Genomic DNA, 24,077 nt, shown 5'->3' with positions numbered 1-24,077 from the left:
ACGGCTTACTCCGGCGTGGCTACTAGGCTGTCGGGCGCGAGTGAGTTCCACGAAGCACGATCAAGACCGGCCAAGTGATAACGACCATCCAGCCTTTCCCGATCGATTGTCCGAGGATGTATTCCGGGCTACCGAACGCTATCTGCACGAAGATCGCGCTGTCCAGGACCAGTCCGACGACGGAGCTACTTACCGAAGCGAACCACCATGCCGCGCCTGCGAAGGCTGGTGTTGATGGCCATATCCACGAGCTCTGAGATCAGGAATGCCGAGATAGAGGCGGCAGCGAGCGCCGGCGATGTTATCGCTGCGGCAATCAGGCCGCCGATAAGCACCGCAACAATTGCCCAGCTGATGCCGGAAATACTCTTGGACTATATCTCGAAGCACGAACGACAGGCCCGCGAGCAGAACTCCTGATGGCGCGAGAATGCCTGGCCAGACAGGCATCAAGCACGCACCGTCGGAACACAGGTCGAACCGACGTTGGCTATGCCAATTTGCAACGGGGACGCATGAGATGAACGATATGTACCAGATCCAATCGTAAGCCGCATATTGTCGGCCAGTGATAGGCAGCATCGATCGCGGTCCTAAGGTCAAGCGTAGAATGAGGCGGTATCGACTGTCATATCATCAACGATGGGCTCGCCACCTTCGAAGTGGCCGCGGAACGTGCCCGGAAAGCTTTCCGAGATAGTGAGAGAATCCTCGCCGGCGCGAGGGGCATATTGCAACATGACGTACCAGGTTATCGGCCCCTCGAAATGATCGGGTTCGATCCGTATCTCCTGGTCGAATATTTCCACGGAATCGACAGCAGTTTGGGATGACAGGCTATCGAGTGCATTCCATGCACTGGTTTCAGTCGCATCCGTTGAGCGCACGGTCTGAGCAATCCGCTGCCGTTTCTCCTCGATTGTTGTGTTGTCCATAAGCGTCATCCGATCATAGGCGTTCCGATGCCGATACCTGCCTCATACCGCCATCTCAGTGTGTCGCACAGCCCTGGCAAATCGGGATAGATGTGGCTGTGATCGATACCCAATCTGAAAAGTCGGCGCCTGAACCTTGCGCGCATGTTCGCCGGGATAACAAACCTGTCTACATCCTTTGGCTGCCAAGCTTCGCTTGGCGTGTCGTGCACTGAGAAAAGGCCGCGCTGATTGACGATACGTGATGCTGATCTGCTAGGTATCAGGAAAAGCACGCGGTCGGTCCGGAAAGGAGAGATGTGCCTCTCCGGGTCAACGACTTCCCCCTCGGAAATGCTGTAAGCGTGGACGACTGCGTTCTCCTCCAGCTTGCCGCTTGAAACCGCAAAGAAGCACGCGACCAGCGGGTTGGTGGACCAGTCTAGCAGCCTGGTTGGGAGACCGTGGTGCTGTGCGACAGCCAGCCAATCCCAATCATTGGCGAGGGGCGTCGTCACGAATGGTAGCGCAGCGCGCTGGAAGGCTCGAAAGACGCGCTCCTCGTTGGGAGCATTGTAAATGTCGGGATCTCGGCCAACCGATGGAATGAACTTGTGCAGTTCCGAGCCACAGCCGCGGAACACCCACCTTGTGTGGGATTTCTGATCAACGAACTCCATGAAGCGCATCCATAGCCGCTGCGATTCGCGAACGAGGAGTTCAAGTTGCTCTCGATCCAATCCTTCTGAGGCAGGCCGAAACGACTGTCGTGGGCCTAGATTACGGACTGAGGGCGACTTCACGCTTCTGGCTTTCTCATTGCATGATAGAGCGCGCTCGCGTAGTCGCGCGAGATAATCGCGCCAGGGAACAGGCCGCGAATTTCGTCAGGGTCTCCGCCAGGCCAGAAGATCACAGGCACGATCTTTATCTTTTCGGCAACGCGCTCGACATGGTGGCGCGACGTCCGCGACCCCAAAATGAGCAAATCGAACGCGTCATCGCAGGGCTGAAGGTCTTCCGGCTGCAAAACTATCTGTCGAACAGTGCCATTCAAGTCATGGATCCAAGCTGCAGTCTGAAGGACCAGTGATTTCACCTCATAGTTGCCGACGCCGAGAAGCCGAAGGTTTGTGCCCGTATCGCGTGATCGCTTGCGATCTTCGAGCTGCTCCGAAGGGGCAAGTGGTAGGCGCGCACCTTCGACAAAATAAGATAGCGCCCTCGCCGCATAGTCGGCTGCCTCCACCGCGTTTTTTCTGAGTTCACCCCAGGCATGTGTGAACGCGGTCGCGATGACGTCGCCGGCACCGATACGGAAATAGCTTTCTGCGGCATAGCTTGGGACTCTAAGGGGCTCGTCACCCACGAAAAGCTGCATACCGCCAAGGCCGTCCTTGACAACCACCACCTGGGGTGGGTTCGGCGTCTCGCGCAAAGCGATGACAGCTTCCCGAATAGCTGAACCGTCGACGTGAGGTTGCACGCGAGCCAGTTGGAGGAGTTCTACCTCGTTGACGATCATCGCGAGGCTCTTTGCAGACGATCCGTTCCAGCTGAAGTGCACGCCCGAAGACTGAGGGTCGTAGACTACGCGGTCACCCGTCACCTTGGCAGATCCTTCCATCATGCCAAATCGCAGGATCACATCCCCGTCCGCTTCCAGGTCCTTATTCGGCTCCGGGGGTATGGGCGTCAGCGATCGCTGCAGACTGTCCAGATACTCAAAGACAATGGTCCTCTCGGTTTTTTCGAGCCTTCCCTCTATGCCGAAAGAGTTCAAGGTGGCCTCGACGTCTTCGCGCCAGGCGTCGGGCACGTAAGTATGAAGTGTGACTGCCGGGGAAAGACCACTCGCCGCGACAGCTGCCCTCAACCCGGAGCCGAAGATGCGGTCCCATTCCGGATAAATACAGCGCTCCGAATATGTGCCACCAGCGATGATCATCTGCGACGCACCTGCACGGAGCAATGTGAAGCAGAAACAGACTCCACAATTGCGCTAAAGGATGCACCGTCGTCCAGTGACCTTAGCATTTGCGCCAGGCCACGAAAGCCCGCCAACGTTCCAACGATTTCCCCCGCCTCAGTCCTACAAACGACACTTCGCGCGGTACCGAACTCGTGAATGGTGACTGACAGAATCTGACCTTGTGACAATCGGGAGCTGACCTCTGTCCGGACGCCTATCAAATCGACCCGAATAATGTCCTTGAGATCGGCGTCGGGTGTCTCCTCGATTACTGCCATGCGGCGCATCTGTCTTGGTGAGAAGCCGGCCATCAGTTGCGTTCCCTCACCCGCCCGTAAGCGCGCTCAACACATTCGAGGTGCTTCAGACAGCCTCCGCATCCCCCACATGCATATTCATGGACGTGGCATGAAAACGTGAGCCCAATCAGGTCATATGGGAAACCGGCGGTCTGCAGGAGCTTTACGGTGGAAAGGTGCCTTGCCGGTGCCGAAACGCGCAGGCCACCTTCTTGCAACGAGAGCGTGCGGTCTATGGCTCGCAGAAACGGTGCTCTTCCGTCGGCGTGCTTGTCGGTTGCGACGGCTCCGATCATGATCTCGCCGATCCCCCTAGGCATGAGGCTCATCGCTACCAACGTGATGAGCATCTGGTTGCGGTACGGCCAGAATTCAGCCGCCGCCGCGCCTGTCGCCGCATCCTTCGCGGCCATTGTTCCCGACCCGAGCGCAGACAGATCCGCAGACAGCACTTCGTGCGGGAGACCGATATGGCTGCATAGGGCGGAGGAGGCCGCGATCTCACCTTTCGCAGCGTGCTGCCCATAGTCGATAGTCACGCAAACATCCGGCTTCAGCCAATAGGCAAGCGCCGACGAATCCAGGCCGCCTGAAAGAAGGAGAGCCTTTTTCAAGCCGACGCCCTCCAGACCGCCTCGTACATAGAGGTGCAGAAGTCGTTCGTGATGAAGCAGCCGGTGCCCTCAAGCATGGTAAGGCTTTCCAGCTTCGGCGCCTCCGCAAGCGCGATGACCGGAATCCCACGGCTCCGTGCATAGCCAACTTCGAACAGAGTCCCTGCATCCTCGCCGTCGATCACAGCCAGCACCGCGTCGCAGGCATTGAGACCTTCAAGGTCCTGGTCTGCAATCTGCCGCGCATTGCCATGGACGCCTACATCATGAACAGGTGAGAACGTGTTTGCGCCGAGACCGTGTATGCAGCGAACGATTTCCTCAATGAGCCATCGCTGCGCGAGATTGAAGAACGGACCGGCGACATATATCCGCCCTTGACGCGAATGCGCCGACCGCGGCGTCAGGTCCTTCAGACGTTCCAGATCAACCTGATGATTGCGTGTCGCGACATAGCTCGCGACGGCGCGAGATGCGGTGTCCGCGGCAAGCCTCGGATCGACGCCTTTCTCCCCCCAGAGGTGAGCGAATGTCGCCGAGAAAATGTCGCCTGAGCCGATCTTGAAAATCGGCGTGGCCGCGTAAGATGGGACGATAACACTTCCTCGGTGATCGACGACAAGAGCGCCAGCTGGCCCGCTCTTAACGACCACGACTTCGGCTCCGCAACGCGAAATGAGACTGCGAGCCCCGGCCTCTCCGGTCTCGCCCACGCTGAACCGAAGTTCGGCCTGATTGAGGACGATCGCCAGATGCCTCGCAGTCGAGCCGTTCTCGTGAAATCGCAGGACCTCCGAGGCGTTCTGGGGATCATATGTGACCCGGTCGCCCTGCACGAGGACGTCACCTTCAACGTAGCCGAAGCGCAAGACGGCCTCCCCGGCAGCCGATAGGGATGGAAGCGGCATTTCTGGCGCACCATACAGCTCGGCGTCCGATAGGGGATGGAGATAGTGAAAGGCGATGTCGTTCTCGATTTCGGACAAATCCGCGCTGACACCGAACGATCCCATGCTGTGCCGCACGTCCTCGGCCCATCGAGTGCATGAATAGGCGACCAGGCTCGTTCCGGGCGAGAGTGCCGAGACAGCTGCCGCCGCGCGTCCACCAGATCCGAATATTCGCGACCAGTGGGGTCGGACGCACTCCTCACGATAGACGCCGCCAGCCACAATCATCGTCAGACGCGCCCGCCTCGCACGTGACAGCTACCTGGCCCGATGGCTGTCACCTCTACGCGGTAGTCGACGCCTTGCTTCAGGCAATCGATAAGATCATTGAGATACCGGAATCCAGCCAGCGAGCCGACTACAGTCTGATCTGGCTTGACGCAAACGACGGTGGGGAATGCGGCAGTTGTCAGGAGAACGACCGACAGAACCGAACCGACGTTGAGTCCGGTCAACGCTGATTGGCGCACACCCTCAAGATCGGTATCGATCAAGATGTCGCAAGAGTTGGAGCCTTCCTCGCCGCCACCGCCGCCACCGCCTGATCCAGGCTTCACCCTGGGCGTTGGCGGCGAAGCATCCGGCCCTCCACTGCGGCTCCTGCGACGCCCTCCACCACCATTTCCAGACATCGAATCATCCTCCGCGCAGGAGAGATTATCGTGTTTGTAAAATGCAACCAGCTAATTAAAGATTATCCTCATGTCTCGCCACATGATCGCGTCGAGCAGAGATGCTCTCACCTGGATCGCTTTAGCGAAATCAAGAAATTTGCGTTCAAGAACCTCGTAATCCCGTGGCAGCCGATAGTCTTTCGGGAACAGGCCCATCAGGACACCAGCGCGTAAAACATGTATGTCGAGAATTGCGACTTCATCACTGCCAAGCCAATTGCGGACAATCCAGGAAGCCGTCTTTGGTCCTATCCCCGGCAGTTCCATCAACTGCTCACGCAATACCAATGCATTGTCAGTCTGCATCGGACGTTGACGGATTGCGTTGAGCGCCACGTGAAGGCGATCAGCTCTCTGCTTCGGATATCTATATCGATGCGGCTTGCCATTCACCATGAGCGGGACGCTCAATAGTTTCTCGATCTCTTCTCTCGATGGAACAAGATCTGCAGCGAATACGCCCGCATCGTAGAGATGCTCCCAGGCGGCGCGGTTCAGCTCCATTTTCACGCCGTAGCCACCAAGGAGACAGAAGCCCAGATCGTCGGCCAACGGCGTGCCTTTCGGGCTGATGTAATCTTCAGGATCCTCTTCTTCGTACTCTGCCATCTTCGACCAGTAGGCCGGACTTCCGGCCCAGCCACTCATGCCAAAGGGCACGCCCGGCATGATCTCGTCATCGGCTTTGAACTTCGAAACAGTGGATGGAGTAGCGATCATGCATGGATTCCTATATGCAATGCATATGAGTATCAAGGTTTCCCAGATCGTCCGACGTGTAGAAATCAAGCGGCGCGACACCTCAACTTCACAGGCGAAAGTGGCACACCTTCTCGGCATCAACCAAGGCCATCTGTCGAAGCTTCTTGCTGGGAAAGCCAACGTCACGGGAAAAATGAAAGCTAAAATGGAGTGTCTGCTGAGCGAATGGCCAGGGCAGACAACTGGCGATCCGGTGCTAGAGGCCGCGGTTGTTGCCGCCATTCGCGGATCTCTCGAATTCCGAGAGTTCACGCGGCTGGCTCTCAGAATGCATAACAAGAGGTAGAACGTTATGCACTTCAGCTATCGGGCCGGATCGAGTCGGTACTGGCGGAAGATCACGCGAAAAGCGATGATCGCAGATTAACGGTTCACGGAGCAGACCGACAGCTTTTAGGAAACTGCCGGCGGCTTAAGAATGACCAGAAAGCGGCGCAAAGTTCACTTTCACCTCCCGCCATGCGAGGCTGAATTCGAGTCAGAATGCTTGGCTCTACTGGAAATTTGGGCAGTGTTGATGCGTCCGAAGGCAGGAGGCATCACCCTCTCGAGGGTTCAGTACAATGATATGGCGCTTCAACCACTCTTCGCCCTGGTCATTGGGTCGCCAGACCACAGGTAGCTCAGTTTTAGCGGTCTTCGATCGCCCGCAATTTTCACCCGCGCGTTTTTGCTCGCAAGTTCTTCCAGATAATCAGCCCACCATTGCATCATCTTTACGCGCTCCTCCCAGTGCTCTGCCCGGGCGTAGGCGCGACGAACTTCGTTGTTCTCAACATGGGCCAACTGCCGCTCTATGGCGTCCGGATGCCACTTTCCGCATTCGTTTAGCAGAGTTGATGCCGTTGCTCGAAAACCGTGCGCGGTAGCTTCTTCCTTGCCGTACCCCATACGGCGAAGGGCAGCGTTAAGCGTGTTGTCAGAAATCGGACGCGAGCCTGATCGAACACTAGGAAACAACAGCGATCCACCACCAGAGATTTCTCTAAGTGAGGTCAGGACGCCGACGGCCTGCCTGGAGAGAGGTACGCGGTGCGGCCGTCGCATCTTCATGCGCCCTTCAGGGATGCTCCACATCGAGCTTTCGAAATCGAACTCGTCCCATCCGGCCGCGCGCAACTCGCCGGGGCGGGGAAACAGCAGGGCCATCAGCTTCAGGGCGGCTCGGGTTGTAGGCTGTCCGTCAAATGCATTGATCGCCCTCAGCAAGCCTCCCAAGGCCTTAGGATCGGTTACCGCGGCACGCGGCGTGACGGTCGGACTGACGAGTGCGCCCCTCAGGGCGATCGTCGGATCTATATCGGCGCGTGAGGTTGCGATTGCATATCGAAACACGCTGCCGATGGTGGAGCGCAGTCGCCTAGCCGACTCGTATCGACCGCGAACCTCCACGCTGCGGAGAGCGGCAAGAATTGTGGCCGGATCGATCTCCCGAACACTTTTGTCCCCAAATGCTGGATAGGCAAAGTCGAGCAACCATTTGACCTTGGTGATGGTCCGGTCGGCACGTCCCTCCTTCTTCAGCTTGTCGACATAGTCCTCCGCGATAGAGCGAAAGGTGTCCTCTGCCGAAGCCTTTTGCGACTTACGCTCCTGTGCGGGGTCGATGCCTCGTAGGAGGAGACGTTTGGCAGTATCGCGCGCCTCGCGTGCCTCAGCGAGGGAGATGAGGGGATAGCTGCCCAACGCCAGAAGCTTCTGCTTGCCGCCAAAACGATAGGCGAGGCGCCATAGGCGAGATCCGGTAGGCTGCACCCAAAGCTGGAGCCCGCCACCGTCAGACAATTTCACGAGCTTGGAAACGGGACGGGCAGTTCGGCATCTTACGTCGGAAAGGGCCATTTTCGGGACCTCCATTTGGCTGCATCGATACCATCAGGATCTCCAATACCAGCGAAAATACCAGCCCCCTGCCTCGTTGGACCAATTGCGCCGAAATTCCACAAAACCCGACCATCTGCGCTTTACGCGCCGAAATGAGCAAAGATTTCAGTTACTTGCCGAAACATAAGCGTAGGGGCTTCGGTGAAAGAGACTGTCGGGAGAAGAGGGGATGGTGCCCAGAGGCGGATTCGAACCACCGACACGCGGATTTTCAGTCCGCTGCTCTACCAACTGAGCTATCTGGGCCTGTTCCGGCACACGGGCAGTTCTGCACGCCGGATTTCTTGAAAGCGCCGCAGGCGCCCCTTGAAAGCGGGTGGGTTATAGCACGGGAATCCGGCCTGTCCAGCGCTTAAGCGCTGATTTCAAGCGGGAAACCAGCAGTTGCTCGACGGGCGGATTCATGGGACGCGGTCGAGGCCCGCAGGCTGCTCTGAACAGCCTCATTTGGGAGGATCGTCGTCCGTTTCGTCCTCGTCGTCGCGGGCCGGAATGACATAGGCGCCCTTGAGCCAGCGGTTGAGGTCGATGTCCTTGCAGCGCACGGAGCAGAACGGGTAGGTCTCACGTGCCGATGGCTTGCCGCACTCGGGGCAGGGCCGCTTGGGGCGCAGCGGCGTGACCTTGTCGTCCGAGCTCATGGCCGCCCCGAACTCATGGCCGAGCTGACTGCCATTTGGCATGCACCTTAAAACCCTCGCCGGTCAGCAGCGCCACCGTCTCATAGAGCGGCAGGCCGACGACATTGGTGTAGGAGCCGACAAGCTTGACGACAAAAGCGCCGGCCAAGCCCTGGACGGCATAGCCGCCGGCCTTGCCGCGCCATTCTCCCGAGGCGACATAGGCGTCGATCTCGGCGCGCGGCAGCCGCTTGAAACGCACCCTGGTCTCGATCAGCCGCTGGCGCAGCTTGCCGCCCGGCGTGATCAGGCAGATGCCGGAATAGACCCGGTGCGAACGACCTGACAGCAGGCCGAGGCAATTGGCGACGTCGTCGAACGTTTCGGCCTTGGGCAGGACGCGCCGGCCGACGGCGACCACCGTGTCGGCGGCCAGCACGAAGCTCGGCACATAGTCGTCTTCCGCCTGCAGCGAGGCCAGCGCCTTCTCGGCCTTTTCCTTCGAAAGGCGCTTGGCCAGCGAGCGCGGATGCTCGGCGCGCAGCGGCGTCTCGTCGACACCGGCCGGCAGCACGCGGTCCGGCTCGATGCCGGCCTGCTGCAACAGTTCGATCCGGCGCGGCGAACCCGAGGCAAGCACGAGCTTCTGCAAAATGCTCATCGCGATCCCGGCCGAACTCTGACGATCTTACTTGAAACGGTAGGTGATGCGGCCCTTGGTCAGGTCGTAAGGTGTCATCTCGACCAGGACCTTGTCGCCGGTCAGCACGCGGATGCGGTTCTTGCGCATGCGGCCGGCCGTGTGGGCGATGATTTCGTGTTCGTTTTCGAGCTTCACCCTGAACATCGCGTTGGGCAACAATTCCGTGACGACACCCGGAAACTCGAGGACTTCTTCCTTCGGCATTCGATACCTTTGCTTGGATGGGATTCCCAGCGCGCCGGCCGGAATTTGCGCGGAACCTATATGATAATCGTGCGCTTGTGAACATGCTTAATCAGCGCGGTTTTTTGCCTTCCGGCGCCACAAAACGGCGGCCGATCCGCGCCTTCAGCCGTTCGCGCACCTCGCGATAGGCGGCCATGATCTGCTCGCGCGTGCCGCCGACGTCTGTCGGGTCCGGCATCGGCCAATATTCGACGTCGACGGCAAGCGAGCGGGTAAGCTCGAGCGCGGTGTGATGGGCTTCCGGCGATAGCGTGACGATCAGGTCGAAATAGTCGTCCTCGAGATCGTCCAGTGTCCTTGGGTGCCGTTCGCCCAGCGAAAGCCGGTCCTCGGCCAGCACGGCGTCCACGAACGGGTCGCGTTCGCCGCCGCGCACCCCGGCCGACGCCACGAAAGTTGTCGCCGGAAGCACCTGGCGCGCCAGCAGTTCGGCCATCGGCGAGCGCACCGCGTTCATGCCGCAGAAAAACAGGATCGAGCGGGGCAGAGGGGCTGGCAGCTCAGCCTCGCCAGTGCAGCACGCAGACCAGCGTGAACAGCCGGCGCGCCGTATCGAAATCGATATCGATCTTGCCGGCCAGCCGGTCCATCAACGTCTGCGAGCCTTCATTGTGCAGCCCGCGCCGGCCCATATCGATCGCCTCGATCTGGCTGGGAGTCGAGGTGCGGATGGCGTCGTAGTAGCTTTCGCAGATCATGTAGTAGTCCTTGACGATGCGCCTGAGCGGCGTCAGCGACAGGATATGGGTGACCACGGCAGCGCCGTCCTCACGCGTCACCGCGAAGACCAGGCGGGATTCGGCCAGCGACAGTTTTAGCCGGTAGGGTCCGGCGCCGTCGTCATTGACCGGCTGGAAGCTGTTTTCCTCGATCAGGTCGAAGATCGCCACCGCCCGCTCATGCTCGACATCGGGCGTCGAACGGCCGATCGATTCGTCGAGTTCGACATCGATCAGCCTGGCAGGGGTTCGATCGTAGTCCGCCATGTCAGTCTACATATTCAGCCGTATGGCGACGGAGCGTCCATGCGCGTCGAGGCCTTCCGCCTTGGCCAGCGCGATGGCCGCCGGCGCCAGCGCCCGCAATTGCTCCGGCCCGAGCTTCAGGATTGAGGTGCGCTTGACGAAATCGAGCACCGAAAGCCCGGACGAGAAGCGCGCCGAGCGCGCCGTCGGCAGCACATGGTTGGAGCCGCCGACATAGTCGCCGATGGCTTCCGGCGTGTGGCGGCCGAGAAAGACGGCACCGGCATTGCGCATCCGCGCCAGGAAGGCTTCTGGCTCGTCGATGGCAAGCTCGACATGTTCGGCCGCGATGCGGTCGACCAGCGGCGGTGCTGCCTCGATTCGCGGAACAAGGATGACGGCGCCGAAATCGCGCCAGCTCGCCGCCGCCGTCTCGGCGCGCGACAGGTTTTTCAACTGGCGTTCGACCGCCTGTTCGACCGCCGCGCCGAAGGCAGGATCGTCGGTGATCAGGATCGACTGCGCCGACACGTCATGCTCGGCCTGGGCAAGCAGGTCGGCGGCGATCCAGTCCGGATCGTTGCTGCCGTCGGCAACGATAAGCACTTCCGAAGGCCCGGCGATCATGTCGATGCCGACCGTGCCGAACACCTGGCGCTTGGCCGCGGCGACATAGGCATTGCCGGGGCCGACGATCTTGGCGACCGGCTTTATCGTCTCGGTGCCATAGGCCAGCGCCGCGATCGCCTGCGCGCCGCCGACACGGTAGATTTCGGATATGCCGGTCAGATCCGCCGCCACCAGCACCAGCGGATTGATGATGCCGCCGGGCGCCGGCACCGCCATGACGATGCGCTCGACGCCGGCGACCTTGGCCGGTACGGCGCTCATCAGCACCGAGCTTGGATAGCTCGCCGTGCCGCCCGGCACATAGAGCCCGACCGCCTCGATCGCCGTCCAGCGCGAGCCGAGCTCGACGCCGATTGCGTCCGTATAGCGGTCGTCCTTTGGCCGCTGCCGCTCGTGGTGGGAGCGGATCCGATCACGGGCGAATTTAAGCGCCTCGATCGTCCGCGGGTCGGCCGCATCGTAGGCCTTGGCGATGTCGTCTTGCGACACGGCTATGCCGAGGTCTTTCAGATCGGCCTTTTCGAATTTCTGCGTATACTCGATGAGCGCCGCGTCGCCCTCGGCGCGCACCCGCGCGATGATCGCGCGCACCACGGCGTCGACGTCCGCCGAGACTTCGCGCTTGGTCAAAAGGAACGCGGCAAAACGCTGCTCGAAATCGGCATCGGACAGACGAAGGGTGATGGCCATCTTGTGCTGCTCAGGCTCTGTGGAAGGGGCGTGACGTCGCTTCCCATGCGCCGCCAATGTCAGCGAGCCGCGCCTCGATGCACTCGACATCGAGCATGATCGCGCCGCCGCCTGAAAAGATCAGCTCGACAATGCCGGCCGGCTTGTCGAGCGCGAGGAAGCTGATCGCCAGCAGCGACAGCACCTCATCCGGCGTGTCGCGGGCAATGCCGCTGGTCTTGGCGCCCAGCACCCGGTCGAAATGCAGCACGCTTTGCCGCCGCTCATTGTGCTGGCGGAACAGGCCCGATTTCGCCTCCCAGACGAAGCGGTTCATCGTCATCACGAAGCGCTTGACCGCCGGCATGTATTCGAGATCGCCGACCTTCAGCACGGCGTCCTGGACATGGGCCGAGACGATGCTCAGATCCTGATCGTCGAGCGCGACAAGCTTGAGAAGGTTCATGCGGATTTCGCACCTGCGAAGGTTTACAATCGACTTTCTGTTAGGCGGTCTTGGCGATCCGTGCAACCGCGCCACGGACTCTGACCAGGGCAATCGCTTCAGCTTTGCGCTGTCCCTCGTCGCACTGCCGGGCACTTCGCCCCATGTAGTGACAGTCACTATACGGGGAGAAGATGCCGGCAGGCAGATGACGGCAGCGCCGACCTCAGGCCCGCTACCTCTAACCCGAAATCCGTTCGATCACCGCGCCGCAGCCGGACAGCTTTTCTTCCAGCCGTTCAAAACCGCGGTCGAGATGATAGACCCGGTTGACCGTGGTCTCGCCCTCGGCCGCCAGGCCGGCGATGACCAGCGACACCGAAGCGCGAAGATCGGTCGCCATGACCGGCGCGCCCTTCAGCTTCGGCACGCCGTCGACGATCGCCGTCTGGCCGGACAGCGTTATGTGGGCGCCGAGCCGGGCAAGTTCCTGGACGTGCATGAAGCGGTTTTCGAAGATCGTCTCGGTGATGCGCGACTTGCCCTTGGCCATCGTCATCAGGCCCATGAACTGCGCCTGCAGGTCGGTCGGGAACGCCGGGAACGGCGCTGTCGTCACGTCGACCGGCGCAATGCCGGCGCCGTTGCGCCTGACACGGATGCCGGAATTGGTCTGCGTGATCTCGGCGCCGGTCTGGGAAATCACGTCGAGCGCGGTCTGCAACAGGTCCGCCCGCGCACCTTCGAGCACGACATCGCCGCCGGTCATGGCGACGGCCATCGCATAGGTGCCGGTCTCGATGCGGTCGGGTATCACCCGGACGCGCGCGCCCGACAGCGCTTCGACGCCGTCGATGGTGATGGTCGCGGTGCCGGCGCCGGAAATCCTGGCGCCCATGGCGTTGAGGCATTCGGCGAGGTTGACGATCTCGGGCTCGCGGGCGGCGTTTTCGAGCACCGTTTCGCCCTTGGCCAGCGAAGCCGCCATCATTAGCACATGGGTGGCGCCGACCGATACTTTCGGGAAGACGTAGCGGTTGCCGACAAGACGGCCGTTCCTGGTCTTGGCGATGACATAGCCGGTGTCGACGTCGATATCGGCGCCCAGCACCTGAAGGCCTTCCAGGAAAAGGTCGACCGGGCGCGTGCCGATGGCGCAGCCGCCGGGCAGCGAAACCTTGGCCTCGCCCATGCGGGCGAGCAGCGGGCCGATCACCCAGAACGAGGCGCGCATCTTCGACACCAGCTCGTAGGGTGCCGTGGTGTCGACGATGTTGCGGGCGGAGAAAGTGATGGTGCGCGAGTAGCCCTCCTGCTGCTTTTCGCGGCGGCCGTTGACCGAATAGTCGACGCCATGGTTGCCGAGGATGCGGATCAGCTGCTCGACATCGGCCAGGTGCGGCACGTTTTCCAGGGTCAGCGTGTCGTCTGTCAAAAGCGAGGCGATCATCAGCGGCAGCGCGGCGTTTTTCGCGCCGGAGATCGGAATGCTTCCGGCAAGCTTGTTGCCGCCGACAATTCTGATGCGATCCATGGAAGAGCGTCCCCTCGGCCGAAAGGCCGGTTTTCAATCGGTTGAGTCCGTTGTGGCCGGTCTAGACCATTGGCCGGCTTGGTTCAAGAAACAGGATTCCCGCCCCGTGGCCAGCCTGTTGATATAGGTCAATCCTTTTGCGTTTCCCCTAAAGCGCCGAGCCCGTCCGGCCGCTTGTCGGCGTCGCCGGTGCGCCGCGAGCGCGACTGCGCCTTGCGCTTCTGCAGATTGGCGCGCAATTGCTCGGCAAGCCGGCTCTTGCGGTCGGCCTTTTTCGATGGGCTGTCCTTTTTCGACGAACCGCCCTTGTCAGGTGGACCGCCCTTGTCCAGTGGAGTTGTCTTGTCGTTCATGGTTCCGTCCCGGCTGACGATTAGGGCGACGTGCGTCCGCTTGGAACGCACAAAGTACGCTCTAACACTTTTGAATCTCCGCATCGTGCTTTCCGAATACCGATTCCGATTTTCGGCAGCTGCGCCAGCCCGCTGTTCAGGGATAGCCAACATTGTGGCGCCGCCATGTCCGGGAAACCCGTCGGGGCGGCCATTCACAGATGGCTTGCGCTTGGCCTTGCGCTTGCCGGTTCGATATGGCAGAAGCCCCGCCATCAGCGGCTGCGGTAGCTCAGTGGTAGAGCACTCCCTTGGTAAGGGAGAGGTCGAGAGTTCAATCCTCTCTCGCAGCACCAGTCTATCCCGTTGAAATCGCTGAAGTGTTCTGCGACGAACCAGCCTGCAGCGACGGGAGCTGCCATTGCGCGCGGAAGGCGTAGACCGCGTGCTCGTGGCCCGGCGACGATTTCAGGCTCTTCGTCCAAAAGCCCAATCAGCCAAACGATCGACCGAGATCACGCCGGCGCCGCGTGTCAATACGAGAAGAAGCAATGACGCCCACAGCAGGTGCTCGGCCCAATTCTCGGGGAAAACGAAGATCTGGATCACCGAAACGATGGCGAGCAGCATGAGCGCGCCGAGGCGCGAGAACAGCCCGAGAAAGAGCAGCACCGAGCCAGTGATCTCGGCGGTCGTCGCCAGGGGCGCGGCGATCGATGGATCGATGAACGGCAGATTGTATTCGTTGGCGAACAGCTGCAGCGTTACCGGCCAGGATGCGAGCTTCGTCTGAGCGGACTGCCAGAACACATGTGCGACTGCGATTCGGGAAGCGAGCTGAACCAGTGAAAGCGGAATGCGTTCGGGTAGTTTGATAACACGCCTGTAGAAGCCGACAAGGCCAGCCGGAGTGAACGAAGAATATTCTGGTATCGCAGTCATGACTGTCTCCATCAGTTTGCAAGGGGATGCGTCGGGATCCGGACATCAGTGACGAGCCCGTCGCCGAACAGACGCACGAGCGCGGACACGAGATCGAACGCCGGATCGAGAGCGAGGGCGCGGGTTGTGGCGTGTTCCAGGCCGAGGCCGTGCTTCAGGGAATGCCTAAACGCGAAATTCGCTCGATCAAGGAGAACCAGGCGGACACTCTCACCGGCCCGCCACAACGCCACGCGTTCGGGACGCCTTTCCCAGGCGCTGTGCTGGTCGACCGCCGTCTCCTGCTGATGGGCTGTCCATACGGACAGGATCAACCAGTGCGAAACGATCAGCCGCAGGGATGGCTGCAGCACGATATCGGGCGAAGGCCCCAGATCGGTGCCGTCATATTCCGAGAGGGGGCGGGGTGGATGCGAAGCCGCGTCGAGCGCTTCGGCAATGGCCCATTCGAGCCGCGCCGTTTCAGCCACGACCGGCATATCGGAAAGCGTGTCGATGGTTTTCAGGAAGCGTGGGAAGCCGGCGCCATAGCGCGCCAGCCGGGACTCCACCGGCGGATGGCGTCGAATGAACTCGCTCGCCACGAAACGAAAGAAGCGCTCGTCGACCAAGCGAACCGTGACGGGAAAGACCGCCATCAGCACTGCGGTAAGCGAACTGCGCGTGTTGTTCTGGTAGATACGCAGGCGGGCCAATGGATCGGCCTTGCCGGCGGTTAGCATTTTCGCGGTGACCATTGGCTCTATGGCGAGCACCGAGCGCGCCATGGTGGTCTGCAGGTGTTCAAGCGGCAGCATGGTATCCCCTCTCTATTGGCGGCATCGCCGCAGGCATGGCCGGTCCAGCCTTGGCGGCAGCAAATGCCGCAAGCACGGGCATGCCGCTCCTCATGTCACTTTCGAAGGGGAGGAGGTTGGATATCGGCCGGGGCTTGGCTGTCGTAGTTTGTCTCGCGGCCTGCTTGCGGTTAAACATGATCGAAGCGGAGAGCATGTCGGCCCACATGGCTTCGCCCAGCAGCACATCGAGAACCGGGACATCGGTATCCCATTCGATAAGCGTCGGGCGCGGTCCGAGCCGGTCTATGGCATGATGGTAGAGCGTCCAGACGACCGGCGGCACGCGTGAGCCATGATCGTCGATAAGCACGGTGTCGGCTCCGACCTGATTGGTCGCATGGCCGGCAAGGTGGATCTCGCCGATGGAATCGGCCGGCAGCGCGTCGATGAAGGCTTTTGCATCATATTGCAGGTTGTGCGCCGAAACCTGCACATTATTCACATCCAGGAGCAGGCCGCAGCCGGTCCGTGTCACGAGTTCGGCCAGGAACTCTGCCTCGTTCATCGAGGAATCTGCAAAGGCTAGATAGGCGGATAAGTTCTCGATGAGCACCTGTCGCTTTAACGCGTCCTGGACGGTCTCGACGTTGCGTGCCACCACCGCCAATGCCCCCTCGTCATAGCGCAGCGGCAGCAGGTCGTTGAGATAAGCCCCGTCGGCTACGCTCCAGGCGAGATGCTCCGAGACGAGATCTGGCTGGAAGCGCTCGCAGACCTTGCGCAGCCGCTCCAGATGATCGCGGTCCAATCCCTGTGCGCTGCCCAGTGACAGCCCAACGCCATGCACCGACAGCGGATAGATCTGGCGCAGCCTCTCCAGCGCCTCTACGCCGGCGCCGTCTCCCATATAGTTCTCGGCATGCACTTCGAGCCAGCCAGCGGAGGGCCTGCGGGTCAGCATCTCGCTGATGTGGGGAGAGCGAAGACCGATGCCCGCGGTTGCGGGGATCGCGAGGGGTTGAAACGCACGGCACATCGGTCTGCTCCCTTCCAAAGGGGTTGGCTCGAAGTCTGGATCGCTCAGGCTTTCGGCTTGTCGCTGCCGCCGGTGATCTTGGCGCAGCTGCCGGCAGGCAGGTAAAGCCAGGAATCCGGCTGGTTGTCGGCGGTCGCGGTGCCGGCACAGGAATGCGTTGCGGTCTGGCAGTCGTTCTGGCCGGCCTTGACGACGCCGTAGCATTTCTCGAAGGCGAAGTCGGGCTGGGCGGCGGGGCCGCTGTAGGCGGCCGTGGCGGCCAGCGAAGTGGCAGCCGCGAGGGCCGATCCAATGAGGGTTCTGGTGTTGATCACAGTCGTGTCTCCTGGTTGCGTTTCGAGGGAAGACTGACCCTGCGGCCTGTCTGCAAGCAGTGTCCCTGATCAGACGGCCGAGCTGAAATGCTGTCTCGGCATGGATTTGATACGCGGTCACTATGTTGAAGGGGCCTCAAGCAAAAAGCCCTCCGGCGGGGAACCGGAGGGCTTGGCGCCTGAATTCGTGAACAGGGCGAAGCAGGCGCGGCTAGGCGGGAGGGAGGCGCCTAGACGTATCGGTTTTTGTTATCGACGGCAGAGCGTTCGCCCACAAAGAGGTGATCGCCCAGAAGCCAATCATCGGCTCTTTCCCGCCCTCTGTCACGCATGTCGGTCAACTCACCCCAGTCGGTCCAGGGTCTCAAGAATAGCGCTGCGCCAGCCCGGTGCCGACCGTCGAAGATAGTGTGAATCTGTGTGGGCTTCATTGCACCATGACCGGCGGCGAGGCGACAAGCCCCGCACGGCGTCATGGACGTGGAGGGCTTGCTGGCGATGATTAGCCGATGACCGCCTTCAGCCAGCTGGACCGGTGGTAAACCCGAAAGGTCGCCGTCGCCCCAATAGGTGTCGCCGTCGATCTCCACGGCCGGGAAGAGGAATGGGATTGTGGCCGCCGCCACGATCGCGTCGATCGACAATTGATCGCTGGTGAAGGTCTTCACAGCATCGGTGCGGGCATTTGAAGCCAGGATGCTGAGTTTCACCGGGCAGCTATTCTTGCGAATCTCCGCAATGTCGATTGACTGTTCCAGAATCGATCTCAGCGGACTGGCTGTATCGGCTGCGAACATCGATGCGTGACTGACGCGTCGCCAGAAGTTGGTAAGCGCCGTCCGTGCGCCACGCCGATCGCCCAGAGCCAGGCCATAGGCCAGAACCGCCGCCTCCATCGCACCGAAACCGGACGCAGTGATGTTGCCGAAGCAAAGGCCGTGCTCATCCAACAGGCGGTCGAGCACGCCCCAGACAAATGCACCGTGTGCGTCGCTTGTCAGGACAATGTCGATGAGTTGCCCGTCGTCCACCGCAGGTCTTGCGCCGGCAATGACGGCGTTGTTGTTTTCAGTTCCGGTCTGGACATGCATCTTTTTGGTCTCCATCCCAAAAACGCCGGCCAGGGCGTCATATGGAGAGACTGCCGCATCATCCCCTCAGGGCGAAATGCCAAGGTAGCATGAACTCCATAGGCAGATTGCATTGGCTGCAATTCCGCGCGGCAAGGTTCGTCCAAGCAGGCAAGACAACGCGATCTTGTCCGATCTGACACCGGCGCCCCGACGGCGGCTTGAACAACTTCCAGCGTATAGAGGGTGCGTCATGAGAATTCGAACTATCTGGCTGGCGGCGATTGCCATCGGTCTTCTTGCCGGGGTGGCTTCTGCAGACCCCTTCAGCGACCTGGCGGCGTTGCCCACCTTCTATACGGAAGCGGGGTGAAGACGATGAAACCGATGACCAGTTCAAGAAGGGCTTGGTCCGCCATGCCAAAGCACAATCGAGTCACGATGACCAAGGCCTGCAACGCCCCGGCAATGAGCAAGCCCCATGCCGCATTCTGCGCCAACATCCTGGCGTTCGGCGGCGCCAATTAGCGGTTGTGCCGCCAAGCATCCCTGGGATGCAGAAGCGGCATAAACTCCATACGCAGATGGCATTGGCGGGTTGGCGGTCGATTGCAGCAACGTTTCGTCTCGGCAAGCAGGAACCGCAGGTTTTTCGATTGCTGTCGATCATTACCGCGGCCGTCGATGGGACGATCGCCCAACCTCAGAGAAGGATCATGCCATGAATTTCAAAGCTATCTGCCTCAGCGCCTTTGCCCTTTCCATTCTCGGCAGCGTCGCGTTTGCCGGGGCGCTCGACGAACCATCCAACATGCAGCCGTTTTACGCCGATGCGGGCATGAAGACGATGAAGTCGGACAGAGAGTTCAAAGCAGCCTGGAATGCGATGTCGAAGGACAAGCGGAACGCGATGAAGAAGGAATGCAACGACGCGGCGATGAGCAAGCCGTATGCCGAGTTTTGCGTCAAGGTCCATCAGCTTGGCGGCAACAGCTAGTCGCCGCTTGACCTATTTCGCTGCAATAAGAGCATGATGGCGAGCAAATGCTCGCCATCATTGTTTTTAGGTCAGCCTGAGCGACGCTTTAGCCGTAGCGAAGCGATCCGCACCTTGACCTCAGAAGGCATCATGACGGGCCGTTATCGACTTTATAGCGGCAGTGCATTGGCATGACGGGACGCTTTGCGACAGGCTCCGAAGCCAGCATATGAACCGTATGCAGTTCGGGGACAATCGGCATGGACATTCATCACATCCGCTATTTTCTTGCTGTCTGCGAGACACGGAATTTCACGCGCGCTGGCGAAAAATGCAATGTCACTCAACCGGCGCTGTCGCGCGCCATCCAGCAGCTTGAGGAAGAGGTCGGCGGCCTGCTTTTTCGCCGCGAGCGAAACCTCACCCATCTCACGGATCTAGGTGCTCTGCTGCGACCCCGTTTCCAGCAGATCCTCGACGAACTGACCGGCGTTCGGCAGGAGGCATCAAGGTTTCTCTGTCTGGAAAATGCGAACCTCAAGGTTGGTGTCATGTGCACCATCGGTCCGCGCCGGTTCACCGGGCTGCTGGCCGACTTCAACAGACGTCAGCGGGGGATCCAGCTCCAACTGGTAGAGGGCGTGCCGGCATCGCTTTCCCAACTGCTCGAATCAGGCGAGATCGACGTCGCCATCATGGCATCGAGCGACAGTTTTCCGGAACGCTTCGACGTGACGCCGCTTTATCGCGAGCGCTTCGTCCTGGCATTTCCCAACGGCCATAGATTGGCCCGCAACGACAATGTTTCCATTTCCGAACTCGACGGTGAAAACTATCTCAGGCGTCTCAACTGCGAGTATCGCGATCATCTTGCCGGCCTGTGCAACGATCGGGGGGTGAAGCTTAGGATCTCCTACGCCAGCGAGCGCGAGGACTGGATCCAGAACCTGGTGTCCGGAGGGCTCGGAATCTGCTTCATCCCTGAGTTCAGCGCGGTGATCCCGGGCTTGCAGGTCCGGCCCGTCATCGACCCCGAAGTCTGGCGGGAGGTGTCCCTCGTCGTTGTGGCGGGACGTCGGTTCTCGCCCGCGGCATTGGCCTTCATAAACAGTGTGAAGGCGCATGGCTGGCCGGAAAGTGCCATACCTTTGGCACCCCACAAGACAGCGGCCTAAAGCATAGTCGAAGAGTTTTCATTCTCGCGGCATGCTTTCCCGCGCCTCCTATGTGTCGGCACGAATGGATTACTATAGTTTTCAGGTATCGAATTGAGAGCCAGGCAGCATTTCTCTTTCTTTGCGGATCTCGTCACTCTCCTCCTCATGCCCCGCCTCCCGCGTTTGGGCACCGACAAAGGAGAAACAAGATATGGCTTCCAAAGCAATCGCATTCAGCGCGCCACTCAACGTGCTAGCGCTCGGCCTTCTTTCCGCAACCGCGGCGTTTTCCGTCGCACCGGCTTTTGCAGGAGACTGCCCAGCCGGCCAGGCCGCGACCGTTGACATCCAGGAGCATCCCAGCAAGTCGGTTGGCGTTACCGATGATGTCCTTTCAGCCATCGATCTGAGCCCGAAGGGCGAGGCCTGGAAAGGTAACATGCTGCGCCTGCGCAAGCTCGTCGTGCAGCCGGGGGGTGTCGTGCCCTGGCATGAGCACACCGTTCGTCCGGCCAACATCCTCGTCGTCGAGGGTTCGATCACCGAATATAGCAGCACCTGCAAGGTGGGGATCAAGCATTCGGCTGGCGACGTGAGCGTCGAATTCGGACAGCTCGCTCATTGGTGGAAGAACAACGGCAAGGTCCCGGCGGTGCTCTATTCGGCCGACATCCTGCCGCCGGAAATGCGCGAAGATCACACGATGTGAGCCACGCGTTGCGGTGACCGTTTCCTAGCATCAGCAACTGAAAGCGCGTCCTCGGGTAATCACCTGGGGACGTGTGGCCAAGGAGCCTCGTTATGGTGACAACGACGGAACAGACTTCCTCGACGCGGCTCCGCATCGCTGCCGCGGGCAACTGGCGCTTCGGCATCATCGCTGTGATCGCGTTCCTGACACTTGTCGATCTCTTCGCCACCCAGGCAATCCTGCCTTCCCTGGTGGTAAAGTTCGGTGTCAGCCGCGCCACGATGGGCTTTGCTGTGAATGCCAGCACTTTCGGCATGGCTGTGGCCGGCATTGCGGTGGCGCTTTTTGGCAGGAACCTCGATCGCCGCAACGGCATCTGGATCAGCCTTGCGGTGCTGGCGATACCGACTACGCTGCTGTCACAAACAGACAGCATCGTCGTCTTTGCCCTGTTGCGTGTCGTCCAGGGCTTGTGCATGTCGACCGCGTTCACGCTGACGATGGCCTACCTGGCCGAGCATTTTTCCGCGCGGCAGACGACAGGTGCGCTTGCGGCCTATGTAACCGGCAATGTTGCCAGTAACTTCTTCGGACGGCTCATGTCGGCCGCCGTCGCCGATACGTTTGGCATCTCCACCAATTTCCTGACGTTCGCCGCCCTCAATCTGATTGGCGCCGCACTTGTCTGGTTCACGCTGCAGAAGACATCCGCAATGATGCGCGCCGACGCGATAGGCGAGCCTGCCCGCGCGGCCTGGAAGAGCCCGCTGAAGAACGCCGAGCTGCGCGCCTGTTTCGCCATCGGCTTCCTGATCCTCTTCGTCTTCATAGGCACTTTCACCTATGTCAACTTCCAGCTCGTCGCCGCCCCGCTATCGCTGTCACCGATGGCGTTGGGACTGGTGTATTTTGTCTTCCTGCCTTCCATGCTGACAACGCCGCTCGCCGGGCGGGTCGCTGCGGGCCTCGGCCCAAGGATCGGCATCGATGCGACGCTTGCGCTGGCCATCCTGGGTTTGCTACTGCTGCTCACGAGCAGCCTTCCCATTGTTCTCGGCGGGATGGCGCTGGTCGCCATTGGCACCTTCCTGGCGCAGGCAATAGCGACAGGACACGTCAGCCGGACCGCCTCGCGCGACCGCGCCGCTGCAAGCGGCATCTACCTTGCTTCCTACTATGCAGGCGGGCTCGCCGGCAGCTTCGTCATTGGACAAATCTATGACCGGATCGGCTGGACCGCATGCGTGGCCGTGCTCGCCGCAGTCCTCGTCGGCGCGATCGCGGTCGCGCGGTCGTTGAAGTCGCCGACCGCCTGACGATCGGGAATTCGTCGACTGCAAGGCGGCTTATCTAAGGCGGGAATGAATAAGGATATCAATGCAATAGCCAAAATCCATGCAACCCACAAAACCAAAGGAGACTGACATGACCACCTACCTGAAAACCTTGATTGGCTGCGCCGCCATGCTGATGGCGATCGTCGTCCCGGCTGCCGCTTCGGATGGCGTCGTCACGGTGAAGAGCGACTATTCCATCGCGGAGACAGTTGCCCGCATCAAAAAGGACGTCCTCAAGAAGGGCATCAAGTTTTTTGGCGTCATCGACCAGGCAAGCCTTGGCCAGAACGCCGGCAATGATGTCAGGCCGTCGCGGCTGGTGATGTTTGGCAATCCGGCGCTCGGCACGACCTTCATCACGTCCAATCCGCAAGCCGGTCTCGACTGGCCGGTGCGCGTGCTGGTCTACCAGGCCGCAGATGGTTCAGTTTATGCCGCCTACAGCGATTTCGACTGGATTGCCAAGCGGCATGGAATTACCGACCGCGCGCCGCAGTTCAAGATGGCGACCGAGGTCATTCAGTCCGTGACCTCGACGATCAGAAAGAACTGAGGGTGGACATGTGCCAGAGAGCCGCCGCCCGGGCATGCGAGGCCGGCGCCGAGCTGATGATCTGACCGTCGGCTATCGAATCCATGTCTCAACGGCATTTCCGCTGCTTCGAGCGGTTCGCCATACTTGCTCCAGAACTCAAGACTGGGCGCGGAAGCCCGTTGCTCGCAGCCGTTTGCCGGCACTTCCGGTCGCAGCTCCAACCGAAGGAAACAACGATGCTCAGAGGAAAGACAGCACTCATCACAGGGTCGACGAGCGGCATCGGCCAAGGCATCGCCGAGGCCTTTGCGGCCAAGGGCTGCAATATTGTGCTCAACGGTTTCGGCGATGCCAAAGAGATCGAGAAATTACGCGCCAGGATTGCTGCCGACCATAGGGTCACCGTTCGCTACGACAATGCTGACATGAGCAAGGGCGGGGCGATCACCGCGATGATGGACAAGGCAATCGCCGAGTTCGGCGCCGTCGACATCCTCGTCAACAATGCCGGCATTCAGCATGTCGCGCCGATCGACGACTTTCCGATCGAGAAATGGGAGGCGGTCGTGGCGATCGATCTGATGTCGTCGTTCTACACGATCCGGCGCGCCCTGCAGGCGATGAAGGAGCGCAAATGGGGCCGCATCATCAACGTTGCGTCCGCTCACGCCCTTGTCGCCTCGCCATTCAAGTCCGCCTATGTCGCCGCCAAGCATGGGGTCGCCGGCTTGACCAAAACGGTCGCGCTGGAAGTCGCCGAGCAGGGCATCACCGTCAATGCGGTTTGCCCCGGATACGTCCTCACCCCGCTGGTCGAGAAGCAGATACCGGACACAGCCAAGGCCCGCGGCATCACCGAGCAGCAGGTCATCAAGGACGTGCTTCTGGCGGCCCAGCCGACCAAGCAGTTCGTGACCGTGGCCGAGGTTGCGGCGCTCTGCGTGTTCCTGGCTTCGGATGACGCCGCCTCGATCACCGGTGCGATCATGCCGATCGAAGGCGGCTGGACCGCCCATTGAATGCG

The 24,077-nt window shown here is 60.6% G+C and carries 31 protein-coding genes and 2 tRNA genes; 10 read left to right on the top strand and 23 right to left on the bottom strand.

Going from position 1 to position 24,077, the window contains the following annotated elements; all coding sequences use genetic code 11:
* Positions 1-234: 234 nt before the first annotated feature.
* Complete coding sequence (locus tag AC0L3N_RS19210) at positions 235-420, top strand: hypothetical protein (RefSeq protein WP_473549079.1); 186 nt, start codon at positions 235-237, stop codon at positions 418-420.
* 179 nt (positions 421-599) lie between these two features.
* Here AC0L3N_RS19210 and AC0L3N_RS19205 read toward each other — a convergent pair whose 3' ends face one another.
* From AC0L3N_RS19205 to AC0L3N_RS19175, 7 genes are all read right to left on the bottom strand, one after another.
* Positions 600-935, bottom strand: a complete 336-nt coding sequence (locus AC0L3N_RS19205; protein ID WP_473549078.1) for a pPIWI-associating nuclease domain-containing protein — start codon at positions 933-935, stop codon at positions 600-602.
* 5 nt (positions 936-940) lie between these two features.
* On the bottom strand, positions 941-1,594 hold the full coding sequence (locus tag AC0L3N_RS19200; RefSeq protein ID WP_473549077.1) for an FRG domain-containing protein: 654 nt from the start codon (positions 1,592-1,594) through the stop codon (positions 941-943).
* A 119-nt stretch (positions 1,595-1,713) separates the two neighbouring features.
* Complete coding sequence (locus AC0L3N_RS19195; RefSeq protein ID WP_473549076.1) at positions 1,714-2,862, bottom strand: hypothetical protein; 1,149 nt, start codon at positions 2,860-2,862, stop codon at positions 1,714-1,716.
* Between the two features lie 334 nt (positions 2,863-3,196).
* Positions 3,197-3,799 carry a 7-cyano-7-deazaguanine synthase gene (locus tag AC0L3N_RS19190; protein WP_473549075.1) on the bottom strand — a complete coding sequence of 201 codons (603 nt, stop codon included), beginning with the start codon at positions 3,797-3,799 and terminating at the stop codon, positions 3,197-3,199.
* Positions 3,796-4,977, bottom strand: a complete 1,182-nt coding sequence (locus AC0L3N_RS19185; protein WP_473549074.1) for a nucleoside 2-deoxyribosyltransferase — start codon at positions 4,975-4,977, stop codon at positions 3,796-3,798. The genes AC0L3N_RS19190 and AC0L3N_RS19185 overlap by 4 nt, the downstream gene beginning before the upstream one ends.
* A 2-nt stretch (positions 4,978-4,979) precedes the next feature.
* Positions 4,980-5,243 carry a hypothetical protein gene (locus AC0L3N_RS19180; protein ID WP_473549073.1) on the bottom strand — a complete coding sequence of 88 codons (264 nt, stop codon included), beginning with the start codon at positions 5,241-5,243 and terminating at the stop codon, positions 4,980-4,982.
* A 189-nt stretch (positions 5,244-5,432) separates the two neighbouring features.
* A complete protein-coding gene (locus tag AC0L3N_RS19175; protein ID WP_473549072.1) occupies positions 5,433-6,143 on the bottom strand; it encodes an 8-oxoguanine DNA glycosylase in 711 nt (236 codons plus the stop codon).
* A 25-nt stretch (positions 6,144-6,168) separates the two neighbouring features.
* On the opposite strand from AC0L3N_RS19175, the gene AC0L3N_RS19170 reads away from it, so the two are divergent.
* Positions 6,169-6,471: a hypothetical protein gene (locus AC0L3N_RS19170; protein ID WP_473549071.1), complete on the top strand. Its 303-nt coding sequence runs from the start codon at positions 6,169-6,171 to the stop codon at positions 6,469-6,471.
* Between the two features lie 290 nt (positions 6,472-6,761).
* Here AC0L3N_RS19170 and AC0L3N_RS19165 read toward each other — a convergent pair whose 3' ends face one another.
* The 11 genes from AC0L3N_RS19165 to AC0L3N_RS19115 form a co-directional block, all read right to left on the bottom strand.
* Positions 6,762-8,027 (bottom strand): tyrosine-type recombinase/integrase, encoded by a 1,266-nt coding sequence (locus tag AC0L3N_RS19165; RefSeq protein WP_473549070.1) that lies wholly within the window; start codon positions 8,025-8,027, stop codon positions 6,762-6,764.
* 212 nt (positions 8,028-8,239) lie between these two features.
* Positions 8,240-8,315: transfer RNA gene (locus AC0L3N_RS19160), tRNA-Phe, on the bottom strand.
* A 197-nt stretch (positions 8,316-8,512) separates the two neighbouring features.
* Positions 8,513-8,710: a DNA gyrase inhibitor YacG gene (gene yacG / locus AC0L3N_RS19155; RefSeq protein WP_473549069.1), complete on the bottom strand. Its 198-nt coding sequence runs from the start codon at positions 8,708-8,710 to the stop codon at positions 8,513-8,515.
* 13 nt (positions 8,711-8,723) lie between these two features.
* The gene (locus tag AC0L3N_RS19150) at positions 8,724-9,350 is read right to left on the bottom strand and encodes a Maf-like protein (protein ID WP_123146617.1); all 627 of its coding nucleotides are present in this window, start codon (positions 9,348-9,350) and stop codon (positions 8,724-8,726) included.
* A gap of 27 nt (positions 9,351-9,377) precedes the next feature.
* Positions 9,378-9,596: a translation initiation factor IF-1 gene (gene infA, locus AC0L3N_RS19145; RefSeq protein ID WP_006200926.1), complete on the bottom strand. Its 219-nt coding sequence runs from the start codon at positions 9,594-9,596 to the stop codon at positions 9,378-9,380.
* Positions 9,597-9,687: 91 nt separating this feature from the next.
* Positions 9,688-10,095: an arsenate-mycothiol transferase ArsC gene (locus AC0L3N_RS19140; RefSeq protein WP_123146618.1), complete on the bottom strand. Its 408-nt coding sequence runs from the start codon at positions 10,093-10,095 to the stop codon at positions 9,688-9,690.
* Between the two features lie 43 nt (positions 10,096-10,138).
* Positions 10,139-10,624 (bottom strand): UPF0262 family protein, encoded by a 486-nt coding sequence (locus AC0L3N_RS19135; protein ID WP_123146619.1) that lies wholly within the window; start codon positions 10,622-10,624, stop codon positions 10,139-10,141.
* A 6-nt stretch (positions 10,625-10,630) separates the two neighbouring features.
* A complete protein-coding gene (gene hisD / locus AC0L3N_RS19130; protein WP_473549068.1) occupies positions 10,631-11,923 on the bottom strand; it encodes a histidinol dehydrogenase in 1,293 nt (430 codons plus the stop codon).
* Between the two features lie 10 nt (positions 11,924-11,933).
* Positions 11,934-12,368 carry a DUF2948 family protein gene (locus tag AC0L3N_RS19125; protein WP_473549067.1) on the bottom strand — a complete coding sequence of 145 codons (435 nt, stop codon included), beginning with the start codon at positions 12,366-12,368 and terminating at the stop codon, positions 11,934-11,936.
* Between the two features lie 220 nt (positions 12,369-12,588).
* A complete protein-coding gene (gene murA, locus AC0L3N_RS19120; protein ID WP_473549066.1) occupies positions 12,589-13,881 on the bottom strand; it encodes a UDP-N-acetylglucosamine 1-carboxyvinyltransferase in 1,293 nt (430 codons plus the stop codon).
* Positions 13,882-14,009: 128 nt separating this feature from the next.
* Positions 14,010-14,234, bottom strand: a complete 225-nt coding sequence (locus tag AC0L3N_RS19115) for a hypothetical protein (protein WP_244602623.1) — start codon at positions 14,232-14,234, stop codon at positions 14,010-14,012.
* Between the two features lie 260 nt (positions 14,235-14,494).
* On the opposite strand from AC0L3N_RS19115, the gene AC0L3N_RS19110 reads away from it, so the two are divergent.
* A tRNA-Thr gene (locus AC0L3N_RS19110) sits at positions 14,495-14,569 on the top strand.
* Between the two features lie 112 nt (positions 14,570-14,681).
* Here the strand turns inward: AC0L3N_RS19110 and AC0L3N_RS19105 are convergent.
* From AC0L3N_RS19105 to AC0L3N_RS19085, 5 genes are all read right to left on the bottom strand, one after another.
* On the bottom strand, positions 14,682-15,155 hold the full coding sequence (locus AC0L3N_RS19105) for a DoxX family protein (protein ID WP_473549065.1): 474 nt from the start codon (positions 15,153-15,155) through the stop codon (positions 14,682-14,684).
* Between the two features lie 11 nt (positions 15,156-15,166).
* Positions 15,167-15,952, bottom strand: coding sequence for an HvfC/BufC N-terminal domain-containing protein (locus tag AC0L3N_RS19100; protein ID WP_123146623.1), 786 nt, complete (start codon positions 15,950-15,952; stop codon positions 15,167-15,169).
* Complete coding sequence (gene bufB, locus AC0L3N_RS19095; protein ID WP_473488546.1) at positions 15,939-16,970, bottom strand: MNIO family bufferin maturase; 1,032 nt, start codon at positions 16,968-16,970, stop codon at positions 15,939-15,941. The genes AC0L3N_RS19100 and bufB overlap by 14 nt, the downstream gene beginning before the upstream one ends.
* Before the next feature lie 44 nt (positions 16,971-17,014).
* A complete protein-coding gene (locus AC0L3N_RS19090) occupies positions 17,015-17,284 on the bottom strand; it encodes a BufA1 family periplasmic bufferin-type metallophore (protein ID WP_473549064.1) in 270 nt (89 codons plus the stop codon).
* Positions 17,285-17,514: 230 nt separating this feature from the next.
* Positions 17,515-18,390, bottom strand: coding sequence for a patatin-like phospholipase family protein (locus AC0L3N_RS19085; protein WP_473549063.1), 876 nt, complete (start codon positions 18,388-18,390; stop codon positions 17,515-17,517).
* Between the two features lie 342 nt (positions 18,391-18,732).
* On the opposite strand from AC0L3N_RS19085, the gene AC0L3N_RS19080 reads away from it, so the two are divergent.
* From AC0L3N_RS19080 to AC0L3N_RS19050, 7 genes are all read left to right on the top strand, one after another.
* Entirely contained in the window at positions 18,733-18,882 is a 150-nt protein-coding gene (locus AC0L3N_RS19080; protein ID WP_473549062.1) for a hypothetical protein, read from the top strand.
* A 193-nt stretch (positions 18,883-19,075) separates the two neighbouring features.
* Positions 19,076-19,351 carry a hypothetical protein gene (locus AC0L3N_RS19075; RefSeq protein WP_473549061.1) on the top strand — a complete coding sequence of 92 codons (276 nt, stop codon included), beginning with the start codon at positions 19,076-19,078 and terminating at the stop codon, positions 19,349-19,351.
* Positions 19,352-19,593: 242 nt separating this feature from the next.
* Positions 19,594-20,508: a LysR family transcriptional regulator gene (locus tag AC0L3N_RS19070; protein ID WP_128169140.1), complete on the top strand. Its 915-nt coding sequence runs from the start codon at positions 19,594-19,596 to the stop codon at positions 20,506-20,508.
* A gap of 193 nt (positions 20,509-20,701) precedes the next feature.
* The gene (locus AC0L3N_RS19065; protein WP_473549060.1) at positions 20,702-21,199 is read left to right on the top strand and encodes a cupin domain-containing protein; all 498 of its coding nucleotides are present in this window, start codon (positions 20,702-20,704) and stop codon (positions 21,197-21,199) included.
* Between the two features lie 92 nt (positions 21,200-21,291).
* On the top strand, positions 21,292-22,497 hold the full coding sequence (locus AC0L3N_RS19060) for an MFS transporter (RefSeq protein ID WP_473549059.1): 1,206 nt from the start codon (positions 21,292-21,294) through the stop codon (positions 22,495-22,497).
* A 109-nt stretch (positions 22,498-22,606) separates the two neighbouring features.
* Positions 22,607-23,071 (top strand): DUF302 domain-containing protein, encoded by a 465-nt coding sequence (locus AC0L3N_RS19055; protein WP_123146630.1) that lies wholly within the window; start codon positions 22,607-22,609, stop codon positions 23,069-23,071.
* A gap of 218 nt (positions 23,072-23,289) precedes the next feature.
* Positions 23,290-24,072 carry a 3-hydroxybutyrate dehydrogenase gene (locus AC0L3N_RS19050; protein ID WP_128169136.1) on the top strand — a complete coding sequence of 261 codons (783 nt, stop codon included), beginning with the start codon at positions 23,290-23,292 and terminating at the stop codon, positions 24,070-24,072.
* Positions 24,073-24,077 lie beyond the last annotated feature (5 nt).

The organism is Mesorhizobium sp. WSM4807, assembly GCF_055811615.1.
The sequence above is the reverse complement of the archived record's forward strand: the minus strand, read 5'-3'. Positions and strand labels throughout refer to the sequence as shown.

Coding starts and splice junctions, on each gene's coding strand:
- AC0L3N_RS19210 (WP_473549079.1), top strand. CDS start 235: ATGGCCATATCCACGAGCTCTGAGATCAGGAATGCCGAGATAGAGGCG.
- AC0L3N_RS19205 (WP_473549078.1), bottom strand. CDS start 935: ATGGACAACACAACAATCGAGGAGAAACGGCAGCGGATTGCTCAGACC.
- AC0L3N_RS19200 (WP_473549077.1), bottom strand. CDS start 1,594: ATGGAGTTCGTTGATCAGAAATCCCACACAAGGTGGGTGTTCCGCGGC.
- AC0L3N_RS19195 (WP_473549076.1), bottom strand. CDS start 2,862: ATGATCATCGCTGGTGGCACATATTCGGAGCGCTGTATTTATCCGGAA.
- AC0L3N_RS19185 (WP_473549074.1), bottom strand. CDS start 4,977: ATGATTGTGGCTGGCGGCGTCTATCGTGAGGAGTGCGTCCGACCCCAC.
- AC0L3N_RS19175 (WP_473549072.1), bottom strand. CDS start 6,143: ATGATCGCTACTCCATCCACTGTTTCGAAGTTCAAAGCCGATGACGAG.
- AC0L3N_RS19170 (WP_473549071.1), top strand. CDS start 6,169: ATGAGTATCAAGGTTTCCCAGATCGTCCGACGTGTAGAAATCAAGCGG.
- AC0L3N_RS19165 (WP_473549070.1), bottom strand. CDS start 8,027: ATGGCCCTTTCCGACGTAAGATGCCGAACTGCCCGTCCCGTTTCCAAG.
- yacG (WP_473549069.1), bottom strand. CDS start 8,710: ATGAGCTCGGACGACAAGGTCACGCCGCTGCGCCCCAAGCGGCCCTGC.
- AC0L3N_RS19150 (WP_123146617.1), bottom strand. CDS start 9,350: ATGAGCATTTTGCAGAAGCTCGTGCTTGCCTCGGGTTCGCCGCGCCGG.
- infA (WP_006200926.1), bottom strand. CDS start 9,596: ATGCCGAAGGAAGAAGTCCTCGAGTTTCCGGGTGTCGTCACGGAATTG.
- AC0L3N_RS19140 (WP_123146618.1), bottom strand. CDS start 10,095: ATGAACGCGGTGCGCTCGCCGATGGCCGAACTGCTGGCGCGCCAGGTG.
- AC0L3N_RS19135 (WP_123146619.1), bottom strand. CDS start 10,624: ATGGCGGACTACGATCGAACCCCTGCCAGGCTGATCGATGTCGAACTC.
- hisD (WP_473549068.1), bottom strand. CDS start 11,923: ATGGCCATCACCCTTCGTCTGTCCGATGCCGATTTCGAGCAGCGTTTT.
- AC0L3N_RS19125 (WP_473549067.1), bottom strand. CDS start 12,368: ATGAACCTTCTCAAGCTTGTCGCGCTCGACGATCAGGATCTGAGCATC.
- murA (WP_473549066.1), bottom strand. CDS start 13,881: ATGGATCGCATCAGAATTGTCGGCGGCAACAAGCTTGCCGGAAGCATT.
- AC0L3N_RS19115 (WP_244602623.1), bottom strand. CDS start 14,234: ATGAACGACAAGACAACTCCACTGGACAAGGGCGGTCCACCTGACAAG.
- AC0L3N_RS19105 (WP_473549065.1), bottom strand. CDS start 15,155: ATGACTGCGATACCAGAATATTCTTCGTTCACTCCGGCTGGCCTTGTC.
- AC0L3N_RS19100 (WP_123146623.1), bottom strand. CDS start 15,952: ATGCTGCCGCTTGAACACCTGCAGACCACCATGGCGCGCTCGGTGCTC.
- bufB (WP_473488546.1), bottom strand. CDS start 16,970: ATGTGCCGTGCGTTTCAACCCCTCGCGATCCCCGCAACCGCGGGCATC.
- AC0L3N_RS19085 (WP_473549063.1), bottom strand. CDS start 18,390: ATGGAGACCAAAAAGATGCATGTCCAGACCGGAACTGAAAACAACAAC.
- AC0L3N_RS19080 (WP_473549062.1), top strand. CDS start 18,733: ATGAAACCGATGACCAGTTCAAGAAGGGCTTGGTCCGCCATGCCAAAG.
- AC0L3N_RS19075 (WP_473549061.1), top strand. CDS start 19,076: ATGAATTTCAAAGCTATCTGCCTCAGCGCCTTTGCCCTTTCCATTCTC.
- AC0L3N_RS19070 (WP_128169140.1), top strand. CDS start 19,594: ATGGACATTCATCACATCCGCTATTTTCTTGCTGTCTGCGAGACACGG.
- AC0L3N_RS19065 (WP_473549060.1), top strand. CDS start 20,702: ATGGCTTCCAAAGCAATCGCATTCAGCGCGCCACTCAACGTGCTAGCG.
- AC0L3N_RS19060 (WP_473549059.1), top strand. CDS start 21,292: ATGGTGACAACGACGGAACAGACTTCCTCGACGCGGCTCCGCATCGCT.
- AC0L3N_RS19055 (WP_123146630.1), top strand. CDS start 22,607: ATGACCACCTACCTGAAAACCTTGATTGGCTGCGCCGCCATGCTGATG.
- AC0L3N_RS19050 (WP_128169136.1), top strand. CDS start 23,290: ATGCTCAGAGGAAAGACAGCACTCATCACAGGGTCGACGAGCGGCATC.